This window comes from Microbacterium sp. JZ37 (assembly GCF_035188445.1).
Taxonomy (GTDB): Bacteria; Actinomycetota; Actinomycetes; order Actinomycetales; family Microbacteriaceae; genus Microbacterium; species Microbacterium barkeri.
On the sequence record NZ_CP045253.1, the window covers coordinates 470,636 to 482,703 of the forward strand.

A 12,068-nucleotide genomic window follows, 5' to 3' on the forward strand; every position below is an offset into this window, starting at 1 on the left:
CGCCGGCCGCCCTCCGCCCGCGACGGGCGACCCCTGCGCCCCGCGCGCGACCCCCCGGCGCCGCTGACGACGCCGTTCTCGACGACGAGAGGCACGACCTTGAGAAGAACGCTCCGCCCCGCCGCGATCGGCATCGCGGCGGCCCTGACCGTCGGGCTCGCGGCGGCGACGGCTCCGGCCGCTGCCGAGGACGCCGCGCCCCTTCTGCACTACGCGTTCGACGCGGCGCCCGCGGACGGCGTCACGATCGACGACCTCAGCGGCAACGGCAATCACGGCGTCCTGCGGCAGTCCGGCGCGGCCTTCGCCGACGGTGTGCTGTCGCTCCCGGGCGGATCGGCCACGAGCTCAGCGGCCTACGTCGAGCTGCCGACAGATGACCTCGTCGGCCGCAAGGACCTCACCGTGTCGATGTGGGCATCGCACCGCTCGGGGCCGGGGAACCTCGCCGCAGCGTTCATCGGCGCGCCCGTCGCGAGCGGCGCGTCGTACTCGAGCGGATACTGGCTCCTCAACCCGTCGAATCCGAGCGGCTACGTGAAGTCCGTCGTCACGAACACGGTCAGCGCGTCGGCGCCGTGGGGCACCGAGGTCGGCGCCGGCGCCACCGGCACGCCGACCGCGGGGGTGCGCACGCCCGCCGGGATGGCGCTCTACACGACCGTGATCGACGGGACGAACGGGCGGCTCACCCTGTACGTCAACGGCGAGAAGGCCGCCGAGCACGCCATCGCGCGCGACGTCGCGAGCTTCGGCAGCAGCCTCGTCGCCTACCTCGGCCGCTCGACCTACCGCGACCCGTTCTTCGCGGGAGACATCGACGATCTCGCGGTGTACGGCGAGGCGCTCGACCCGACCGAGGCCGCCGCGCTCTACAGCGACGGCGCCCTCGATCGCGCGGTGGCGTCGGTCGATGTGCCCGCGACCGCGGAGGCCGACTTCGCGCTGCCGACGACCGCGTACGGCACGTCGATCGCGTGGAGCTCGGATGACCCCGCGATCGCGATCTCGGGCGGATCGGCGACCGTGGTGCGCCCCGCACCGGGCTCGGGCGACGCGGCCGTGACCCTGACCGCGGTGTTCACCGCGGGAGAGCAGACGCGCACGGCGACGTTCGCCGTGACGGTCCCGGAGGACCTCACCGACGCGGAGAAGGCGGATGGCGACCTCGCGGCGATCGAGATCGCGAGCGCCGCAGACGTGCGGACGAACGTCTCCGTGCCCACGACCGGCGCGCACGGATCGGCGATCAGCTGGACGGTGCCCGAGGGTGCTCCGGTCTCGCTGCGCGACGGCGCGGCCGAGGGCACGCAGACCCTCGTCGTGGAGCGGCCCGCGGCCGGCGAGGAGGCGGTCGACGTCATCCTGACGGCGACAGCCCGCGTCGGCGACGCGACGCGAACCCGCGAGATCGCCCTGGCCATCCAGCCCCTGCCATCCGACACGGCAGAGGAGGAGGCGTACGTCTGGGCCTTCTTCACGGGCGAGGGCGACGGCGCCGAGCGCGTGAGCCTCGCCGCCTCGCGCGGCAACGACGCCCTCCGATGGAACACGCTCAACGACGGGCAGCCGCTCTTCACGTCGACGCAGGGCACGCAGGGCCTGCGCGACCCGTTCATCATCCGCTCGGCGGAGGGCGACCGCTTCTACATGCTCGCCACCGACCTCAAGGTCGCGGGCCTGGCCGGCGGCTTCGACGCGGCCCAGCGCACGGGCTCGCTGCACATGGAGGTCTGGGAGTCGAACGACCTCGTGCACTGGTCGGAGCAGCGCCATGTCAAGGTGTCGAGCGACTTCGCGGGGAACACCTGGGCGCCCGAGGCGTACTGGGACGAGGAGCTCGACACGTACGTCGTGTACTGGGCCTCGAACCTCTACGACACGACGGATCCCGCCGACCGGACGGCTGTGACGTACAACCGCATGATGTACGCGACGACCGACGACTTCGTCACGTTCTCCGAGGCGCGGCCGTGGGTCGACGTGAAGCGCGGCACCGGCCGCGGGACGATCGACGCGACGATCGCCAGGGTCGACGGCACGTACTACCGGTTCCTCAAGGACGAGGCGTCCATGACGATCCGCCAGGAGCGCTCGACGGACCTGCTCGCGACCGTCTCGGGCACCCTGCCGGACGGCGAGGGCGCGGCCGACGAGTGGACGCTCGTGAAGGACCAGGTCGCGACCGGGCTGCCGAACGGCGAGCCCGGCGGCACCTTCACCCAGGGCGAGGGGCCGAGCGTCTTCCCGGCGAACGACGGCGACGTGAACGGGTACGAGTGGTACCTGTTCATCGACCAGCCGTCGTACCACGCGGGGCCGAACTACTACATCCCGTTCGCGACCGACGACATCGCCGACGGCGATGCGTGGCAGCCCGTCGGCGCCACGCTGCGGGAGAACCTGCCGCAGAACGCCGATGGCGGCAAGCCGCGGCACGGCACGGTGCTGCCCGTGACCCGCGAGGAGTACGAGACGGTGCTCGAGGCGTTCGCGCCCGACCTCGCGGTGGCCGAGGCCGACGCGATCGCCGTGACGACGCCCGCGGGCACGACGCCGGCGCTGCCCGGTGCGCACCTGACGATGGCGGATGGCTCGGAGCAGGATGTCGCGGTCGTCTGGGATGCGATCGACCCGGCCGCATACGCGCAGCCCGGCACGTTCACCGTGCGGGGCGTCGCGCAGGACGCGTCCCGCGCGCCCGTGGAAGCGACCGTCACGGTGACGGCGCCGCTCGAGGTCTCGGCGTCGACGCGCTGCGTCGGCGGGAAGGCGACCGTCGTCGTGAAGGCGACGAACGTCGGAGCCAAGGCGGTCGACGTCGCCCTGTCGTCGAGCTTCGGAGCGAAGACCCTCGCGGCGCTGCAGCCCGACGCGAGCGGCTCGGTCGCGTTCCCGACGCGCGCCGCGGCCACCCCCGCCGGCGTCGTCACCGCGGCGGCCGGCGGCGCCCAGATCGACGCGCCCTACGCCGCCGTCACCTGCGGCTGACCCCGGTCGCTGACGCACGGCCGCGGCGGCTGACGCACGGGTCAGCATGTCTCACTCGCCGCGGGAAAGACGCCCCCTTTCCCGCGGCGAGTGAGACATCGGGGACTGGCCGTCCCGGACTGGCCGTCCGACATCCCGGACTGGCCGCCCGGGACTGGCCACCCCGCCCCCCCACCCCCGAATCCGGGCCACCCGGCCGATGCCCGGCGACTTCAACCACCGCCCGCCGCAGCCGCGGCGATTTACAACGATGGAGAGTGCAATGATGCAGACCTTCCGACGACGAGCGGCGACGGCCATGGCCGTCGGCGCGATGATCCTGGGGACGGGGGCGACAGCGGCGTTCGCCGACGCTCCGTCTGACGGGCTCCTCGCCCAGTACGCGTTCGGGCAGACGACCGGGGCGGAGGTGTCGAACACGGCGCCCGGCTCGCCGTTCGGAGCCGCGATCGTGCGCAACGTGCAGGACGCCGACTGGACCGGCGACGCCCTCACGCTGCGCGGAGGGGCGAAGGACGGGCCGGGCAACTGGGTCGAGCTGCCCGACGACCTGCTGAAGGGTGAGACCTCCGCGACGGTCGTCGCGGAGGTGAAGGCGTCGGAGGCGATGCTCGGCGGCTTCCACTTCCTCTGGAACATCGGCAACGAGTCCTCGGCGACCGAGTACTTCTTCGCGTCGCTCAACTGCGGCTCGGGGCGCTCGCCGCTCGTCGGCCTCAAGGCCGCCGGGGCCGAGAGGCTCGTGCAGTCGGGCTCATGCGGCGTCACGGCCGACCGGTGGGTCAACGTCGCCTCGGTCGTCGACGCCGACGGCACGGGGCGCCTCTATCTCGACGGCGCGCTCGTGGCAGAGGGCGCCCTCGGAGCGACCCCGGCCGACATCGTCGACCAGTCGCTCAACACGATCGGCCGCGCGCCGTGGCCCGACCCGCTCTTCCAGGGTGCGCTGTCGTCGTTCCGCGTGTACGACCGCGCCCTCACCGCGGCGGAGGTGGCCGACGTGTCGGCTTCTGACGCGCTCGTCCACGCGGACGAGCTGCGCGCCGAGGCGCAGGGAATCCTGGATGGCCTGGGCCTGTCCGATCTCGAGACGAGCGACGACATCGACCTGCCGACCGCGGGCGGCCAGGTGACGTGGACGTCGAGCGATCCCGCGATCGTCGCTCCCGACGGCGCCGTCACCCCGCCGCTCCAGGGAGAGTCGGCGGTCGAGGTCACGCTCACGGCCACGGTCGAGATCCGCGGTGCGCGCGCGAGCACCTCGATCGCGGTGACCGTGCTGCCCTCCGACGAGACCCCCGCGCAGCGCATCGAGCGGCTCGCGCAGCGGTTCGTCATCCCCTCGGTCGTCGCGTCCGGCACGGCCCTTCCTGCCGCACCCGAGGGCGTCGACATCGCGGTGACCGCGGTCAGCGAGGGCCTCACGGTCGACGAGGCGATCTCGACCGACGCCGACGAGCCGGTCGACGGGGAGATCTCGGTGACCGCGACCGACGCGGCAACGGGCGCGAGCGCCACGCGCACGTACGCGGTGCGCGTGCTCCCGGCCGATGCGTCGACGCCGCTGCTCGCCTACGACCGTCTGCCGACGACGGCCGCCGAGGCCAACAACGCCGACATCGCGCTGAGCATGCACCTCGCACTCGGACAGGATGGCGGATGGGCGCCGCTCAACGAGAACTACGGCGTCTTCTTCGCCAAGACCGCGCAGACTCCCGGGCCGAACGGCACGACCGAGGCCATCCTGCGGAGCCTGAGGAGCCCGCACCTGTTCTATCTCGAGGACGGCTCGTTCGGCATCGTGGCGACGCGGACGGCGCGCGGCGGCGGATCCGACGGCACGCAGAGCGGGCGCATGCTCTTCGCGCGCAGCACCGACCTCCTGTCCTACGAGGAGGTCGGCCTCGTCGACCTCGGCGTGACGAGCGGCGTGAACGATCCGGCCGTGGTCTGGGACTCCGCGACGCGGCGGTACGTCGTCTCCTGGACCTCGGACGGCGGCGCCGCGATGCACACGACCTTCGCCGACCTCGCCGACGCCGCGACGCGCGGTCCGGTCGAGCGCGGGGCCGTGTCGGCGACGGCCGGCGAGTCCGAGACCGGCGTCGAGGACTACGCGAGCGGCAACGCGATCGCGGTGACGGATGATGTCGCGCGCGCTCTGCAGGTGCGCTTCGGGCGGATCGCGAACATGACGGTCGCGCCCCTCGACGGCGTCGAGGCTGCCGCAGGCTCTCCTCTCGAAGCGTCGGCGCTCCCGCCGCGCGCCGAGCTCGCCTACGACGACGGATCGACCGCGACGCGCGCGATCGACTGGGATCCTGCCTCGCTCGCCGCCGTGGACACCTCGACGCCCGGCACGTACGAGGTGACCGGGACGATCGCGCAGCAGGCCTATCCGACGCCTTTCGCGGACGAGCGCGCCGATCCATCCGTCTTCCGCTACGAGTGGAACGGTCAGACGAAGTTCCTCATGATCGCCACGGAAGACCTCCACATGAATCCGATCGACCCCGCGAACGGCCCGCACATGCCGTTCCGGATCGCCGACACGATCGAGGATCTCTCGGATGAGGCCATCCGCTCGGGGCGCAACACCGAGGTCGATCTGCTGCGCGACGGCGACCTCGACGCATACGGCAAGGCGATGACGGGGTGCTTCTGGGCTCCTGAGTTCCACGTCATCGACGGCACGCTGTCGATCCTCTTCATGCCCTGCTACGACGGCGCGAACGGGCGCCCCGACATGTGGACGGGGCGCTCCTCGATCATCCAGCTGAAGAAGGACGCGCAGGGGAACGACCTCGATCCGGCGGTCCCGGCGAACTGGACGAAGGCCGAGCACGTCGTGCGCGCGGACGGGACGGCGCTCAACGCCGCCCAGGGCATCTCGCTCGACATGACGTACGTCGAGGACTCGGGGCAGTCGTACTACGTGTGGCAGATGCTCGGCTCCGTCTTCATCGCGACGATGGACCCGTCCGATCCGACGCGGATCACGTCGGATCCGGTGCGGATCGTCGTGCCGGAGTACGCATGGGACAACGTCATCGCCGAGGGGCCGAACGTGCTCGCGCACGACGGCACGCTCTTCCTCATCTACTCGGGCTCGACCGTGGGCGACACCTACACCACCGGTCTTGCCACGGCGACGGCGGGGGAGGGGATCGACCTCACCGACCCCGCGGCGTGGACGAAGCTGAACTACCCGATCCAGAAGTCGGGGCCGTTCAACGGCGCATGGCAGCTGGGGACGGGGCACGGCATGTGGTCGACCGACGAGGACGGCAACCTGCTCTACGTCTTCCACGCGCGGACCGACAACCTCGGCCTCACGGGGCGCGACACGTTCGTGCGCCGGGTGCACTGGGCGGCCGACGGCATGCCCGTGTTCGACCAGGAGGCCGATGAGGAGGTCGCTCCTGCGAACCGTGCGGTGAGCGTCGAGGTGACCGTGGTGGAGTCCGCGCTCGCGCTCGAGGCCGAGGTGGGGGCGCGCTGCGTCGCGGGCCGCGTCGTGCAGACCGTCACCGTGGCGAACGAGGACGACACCGTGCTCACCGCGACGGTGACCTCGCCGTACGGGGTGAAGACGAAGAAGGACCTCGCCCCGGGGGCGCGGGCGTCCGTCTCGTTCACGACGCGTCAGACGGCGATCCCGGCCAGCTTCGTCGAGGTCGCCGCCGAGGGTGCGGATGGCACCTCCGCCGTCCGCGAGATCGCCTACGAGGCCACCACCTGCGGCTGAGCCCGCGCCATCCATGTCTCACTCGCCGCGGGATCGGCCCCGCCTTTCCCGCGGCGAGTGAGACACGGTGGCCAGGGCGGGCGTCCACCTGTCTGCATGTCTCACGCGCGGCGGGTTTGGCGCCCCCTTTCCCGCGGCGGGTGAGACATGAAGGAGGCCGGGCACGAATCCTTGTCCCGGGCGAGTGGTGACGCTAACATCTGATACCGGTAACAACCCGACGTTGCCACGACCCCTCGAAGGAGAGCGCATGGTCGCCCCCACCCGCGCGCGCGGTCTCGCGCGCCGCGCCGTCCTCGCGACGGCGACGACCCTCGGCATCGTCGCGGCGGGCATCGCCCCCGTGCACGCCGCGGCCGCCGACGAGCACCTCGTCGCCCACTACGCCCTCGACGAGACGACCGGCGCGGTCGCCGTCGACAGCTCCGGCAACGGCCGGGATGCGGCGATCCTCGGCGGCGCGACCCTCACGGGCGGCGAGGGCATCCGCCTCGACGGCGTGGACGATCACGTCGAGCTGCCCGACGACATCCTCGCGGGCCTCACGTCGATCACCGTGAGCACCGAGGTGCTCGTCCGACCCGAGCAGGGCACCCCCTACTTCATCTACGGCCTCGGCAACCCCGCGTCGTCGAGCTCGGGCACGGGCTACCTCTTCTCGACCGGCAACGCGTACCGCACGTCGATCACGACCGGCAACTGGTCGGGCGAGCAGACCGCGACGAGCGGCGCGAACCTCGCGCGCGGCGTCTGGAAGACGATCACCTACACGCTCGACGACGCGACCGACACGGCCGTGCTCTACCTCGACGGCACGGAGGTCGCGCGCAAGACGGGCGTGACCATCCAGCCCGGGCAGATCGGCGGAGGACGCACGTCCGCGAACTACCTGGGCCGCTCGAACTACTCCTCCGACCGCCATCTCGCGGGCAGCCTGCGCGACTTCCGGATCTACGACACCGCGCTCTCGGCATCCGAGGTCGCGGCGCTCCAGCCATCCGACCAGGTGAAGGCGCAGCGCGACGTCGACGCGCTCTCCCTCGGCGACCTCTCGAACGTCACCGCCGACCTCGCACTGCCGACGGCCGCGCCGAACGGATCCGCGATCACGTGGGCATCGAGCGACGAGTCGGTCATCTCGCCGTCCGGCGAGGTCACGCGGCCCGCATCCGGATCCGTGGACGTCACGCTCACGGCCACGGCCGTGAAGGGCGACGCGACCGCCACGCGTGCGTTCTCCGCGACGGTCCCCGCCGCGGGCGAGGCCGATCTCCGCGCGGACCTCGACGCGATCTCCATCCCGAACGCCGACGACGTCCGCGGCAACATCACGCTCCCCGAGACGGGGCCGGTGCACGGCACGCCGATCTCGTGGACGGCCTCACCCGAGGGCATCGTGAGCACGAGCGCAGACGGCGAGATCGCCCCGGGCGTCGTGACCCGCGGCGCGACCGACCAGGACGTCGTGCTGACCGCGACGGCGGGCGGCCTCACGCGCGAGTTCTCGCTCACGGTGCGCGCCGCGCGCCCCCAGGAGGAGTACGAGGGCTACGCGTTCGCGTACTTCACGGGCAACACGGTCGAGGGCGAGAACATCCACTTCGCCGCGAGCGACGGCAACAACGCCCTCGCCTGGAACGAGCTGAACGGCGGGCTGCCCGTCCTCTCGTCGCAGTACGGAGAGCAGGGCCTGCGCGACCCGTTCATCATCCGCTCGCCCGAGGGCGACACCTTCTACCTCATCGCGACCGACCTCTCGATCGGGTCTGGCACCTCGTGGGACACGTCGCAGCGCCAGGGCAGCAAGTACCTCGAGGTGTGGGAGTCGCACGATCTCGTGAACTGGTCCGCGCAGCGGCACGTGCGCGTCTCACCCGACACGGCCGGCAACACGTGGGCTCCCGAGGCGTACTACGACGAGGAGCTCGGCGCGTACGTCGTGTTCTGGGCGTCGAAGCTCTACGCGGAGGATGACCCCGGTCACACGGGCAGCACCTACAACCGGATGATGTACGCCACGACCCGCGACTTCGTCACCTTCTCCGAGCCGCAGATCTGGCAGGACGGGATGTCGCGGATCGACTCGACCGTGACGCGCTCCGACGGCGTCTACCACCGCTTCACGAAGGACGAGGGCGCCGGCACGACCGGGTGCTCCGACATCATCCAGGAGTCGTCGACCTCGCTGCGCGCTCCCCTCGAGGAGTGGACCATGATCGACTCGTGCATCGGGCGGGACGCCGGCACGAGCGCCGTCGAGGGCCCGACGATCTTCGAGTCGAACCCCGGCGACGTCAACGGCGGCGGCAGGCACTACCTGTTCGTCGACGAGTACGGCGGGCGCGGGTACATCCCGCTGGTGACCGAGGACATCTCGGCGGGCGGATGGTCGGTCGCGCCCGAGTACGACCTGCCGGCGAGCCCGCGCCACGGCACGGTCATCCCGGTCACGGCGGCGGAGCTCGCCGGCCTGTACGCCGGCAAGGATCCCGTCTCCTCGAACGCCGAGGGGGAGGTCGTGCGCTACGACTTCTCGGATGGCGCGGGCGCGACGCTCACGGACGTGTCGGGGAACGGACGCGATGCGGCCATCCACGGGGCGACCTGGACGGATGGCGCGCTGCACTTCGACGGCGTCGACGACTACGTCGACCTGCCGGATGATCTCCTGGCAGGCCTCGAGGACGTCACGGTGGACGCCGACGTCTGGGTCGACCCGGCGCAGTCCGGCAGCTACTTCATCTGGGGGCTCGGCACGACCGACGCCGCGGGAGCCGGTCGCGGGTACCTCTTCACGACGGGCGACAGCGCGTATCGGACGAGCATCACGACCGGCACCTACACGGAGGAGCAGACCGTGCGCCAGGGGTCGGCCCTGCCGCGCGGACGCTGGGCGCACCTGACCTACACGCTCGAGGGAGAGACCGCACGCCTCTACCTCGACGGAGTGCTCGTCGCGACCAAGGACGGGGTCACGATCGATCCCGGCGACATCTCGGGTGGCGAGACCTGGGCGAACTACCTCGGCCGGTCGCTCTACGAGCAGGACGCGCGCTTCACGGGTCGGTTCCGCGAGTTCGCGATCTACGACCGCGCCCTCACGGCGCGCGAGGTCCTCGAGACGGCGGGAGCCCCGGGCGCGATCGGCGAGGTGTCGCTCGCCGACCCCGCGGCGCTCAAGGTCGCGCCGATCGTCGACCAGGCCGAGCACACCGTCGTCCTGCCGGTCGTGCCGGGAACCGACGTGTCCTCCCTCGCTCCGACGTTCGTCACCGCCGGGGGTGCGACGGCGTCCCCGGCGTCGGGGGCGACCGTCGACCTGACCGAACCCGTGACGTACGAGATCACCGCCGACGGGCAGACCACGACGTGGACGTTCTCGGCGCAGGTCATGAGCAGCCCCGTGCTGCCGGGTCTGTACGCCGATCCGAACATCGCCGTGTTCGGCGACACGTACTACATCTACGCGACCAGCGACGGCTACGCGGGGTGGGGCGGCAAGGAGTTCTACGTCTGGAGCTCGAAGGACCTCGTGGAGTGGACGCGCTCGGAGGAGCCCATCCTGACCCTCGACGGCGCGAACGGCGACGTGCCGTGGGCGAGCGGCAACGCGTGGGCGCCGACGATCATCGAGCGCGACGGCAGGTACTGGTTCTACTTCTCGGGGCACAACACGGCCCTCGGTCGCAAGACGATCGGGGTCGCGGTCGCCGACAGCCCCACGGGGCCCTTCACGGCGCAGCCGCAGGCGATGATCCTGAATAACGAGGCCGTGACCTCGGGTCAGGCGATCGATCCCGCCGCGTTCCGCGACCCGGTGTCCGGCCGGTACTACCTCGCGTGGGGCAACGGCGGGCCGTCGAACGGTCCGGTCATCGCCGAGCTCGGCGACGACATGACCTCGCTCAAGGAGGGCACGCTGAGGCGCATCGCGGGGCTCACGGACTTCCGCGAGGGGCTGTTCCTCAACTACCGCGACGGGCTCTACCACCTGACGTACTCGATCGACGACACCGGCTCGGAGAACTACCGCGTCGGCTATGCGACGGCCACGAGCCTCGACGGCCCCTGGACGTATCGCGGCGTGATCCTGCAGAAGGACACCGCACTCGGGATCAGGGGCACGGGGCACAGCTCGATCGTCAACGTGCCGGGCACCGACGACTGGTACATCGCGTATCACCGGTTCGCCATCCCCGGCGGGGACGGCACGCACCGGGAGACGACGATCGACCGGCTCGAGATCGGCGAGGACGGGCTGTTCCAGACCGTGACGCCGACCCTCACGAGCGTCGCCCCGCACGAGGTGCCCGCCGTCGGCCCCGAGATCTCGGCGACGGTCTCGCCGCGCTGCGTCGCGGGGAGGGTCATGCTGACGGTCTCGGTCCGCAACGAGAGCGAGCGGCCGGTGTCGGCGACGGTCTCGAGCGCGTACGGGGAGAAGACGATCGCGAGCATCGCGCCCGGCAGGGCCGCGTCGGTCGCGGTGACGACGCGTTCCGTCGAGATCGCGGCAGGTTCGCTGACGGTCACGGCGACGGATGGCCAGGGCGCGACGACCGAGAAGACGGTCGCGTACGCGGGCGCGAGCTGCGGATGAGCAGGCGGCGCCCGCCGCTGCGGCGGGCGTGAGATGGGGCGGGGCGCGAAGGGCGCGTCTCGTCGGTGAACCGATGGGAAGGAAGAGGCAGGTGGTTTCGATGATGAAGCAGGGTGTGAAGGCGCGGCTGGGTGTCGCGGCTGTGGGCGGCGTGCTGCTGGCGGGGGTCGCGGGTGCGGCGTTCGCGGAGGAGCAGGTGGGTTCGGGGGAGGTGGATGTGAACGTGCAGATCGAGGACACGGGTGCGGGGGTCCTGGCGATGAGCGTGGCGGGGACGTCGACGTCTCTGTCTGAGTCGGGGTCGTCGGAGCTGGTGCGCGAGTTCACGGGTGCTCTGCCGACGGTGACGGTGACGGATACGCGGACGGCGGAGGAGATCCCGGACGGGGCGTTCTGGTGGGTCGAGGGCACGGCGTCGAGCTTCGTGGGGGATGCGGGTCAGGCGGAGATCACGCCGGATCATCTGGGGTGGCGTCCTCATGTGGCCGATGACGGGTCGGGGGCTGTCGCGGTGGGGTCGGATGTGGACACGGTTCTGGATGAGGGGCCGAACAACGTCGGTCTGCAGGGGCGTGAGCTGCTGGCGATGGCGCTCACGAGCGAGGAGGCGGTGGGGTCGTGGGAGGCGACGGCTGAGCTGGTGCTGAAGGTGCCGGCGGAGACGGCGCCGGGCGCGTACACGTCGACGCTGACCCTGTCGCTGTTCGAATAAGCGGGACACAGCGCAGG

General features: G+C 71.5%; 4 protein-coding genes. All 4 read left to right on the forward strand.

Annotation, left to right across the window (positions count from 1 at the left end; translation table 11 throughout):
- Nucleotides 1–99 precede the first annotated feature (99 nt).
- The 4 genes from GC092_RS02095 (at nucleotide 100) to GC092_RS02110 (ending at nucleotide 12,051) form a co-directional block, all read left to right on the forward strand.
- Nucleotides 100–2,991 carry an immunoglobulin-like domain-containing protein gene (locus GC092_RS02095; protein WP_324013818.1) on the forward strand — a complete coding sequence of 964 codons (2,892 nt, stop codon included), beginning with the start codon at nucleotides 100–102 and terminating at the stop codon, nucleotides 2,989–2,991.
- 262 nt (nucleotides 2,992–3,253) lie between these two features.
- Nucleotides 3,254–6,739, forward strand: coding sequence for a family 43 glycosylhydrolase (locus tag GC092_RS02100; protein ID WP_324013820.1), 3,486 nt, complete (start codon nucleotides 3,254–3,256; stop codon nucleotides 6,737–6,739).
- 250 nt (nucleotides 6,740–6,989) lie between these two features.
- The gene (locus tag GC092_RS02105) at nucleotides 6,990–11,339 is read left to right on the forward strand and encodes a family 43 glycosylhydrolase (protein ID WP_324013822.1); all 4,350 of its coding nucleotides are present in this window, start codon (nucleotides 6,990–6,992) and stop codon (nucleotides 11,337–11,339) included.
- A 100-nt stretch (nucleotides 11,340–11,439) separates the two neighbouring features.
- Nucleotides 11,440–12,051: a hypothetical protein gene (locus tag GC092_RS02110; RefSeq protein ID WP_271172875.1), complete on the forward strand. Its 612-nt coding sequence runs from the start codon at nucleotides 11,440–11,442 to the stop codon at nucleotides 12,049–12,051.
- Nucleotides 12,052–12,068: the final 17 nt, after the last annotated feature.

What these genes read in the sequence shown, in the direction of transcription:
- GC092_RS02100 (WP_324013820.1), top strand. Translation starts at nt 3,254, where the DNA reads ATGATGCAGACCTTCCGACGACGAGCGGCGACGGCCATGGCCGTCGGC.
- GC092_RS02110 (WP_271172875.1), top strand. Translation starts at nt 11,440, where the DNA reads ATGATGAAGCAGGGTGTGAAGGCGCGGCTGGGTGTCGCGGCTGTGGGC.
- GC092_RS02105 (WP_324013822.1), top strand. Translation starts at nt 6,990, where the DNA reads ATGGTCGCCCCCACCCGCGCGCGCGGTCTCGCGCGCCGCGCCGTCCTC.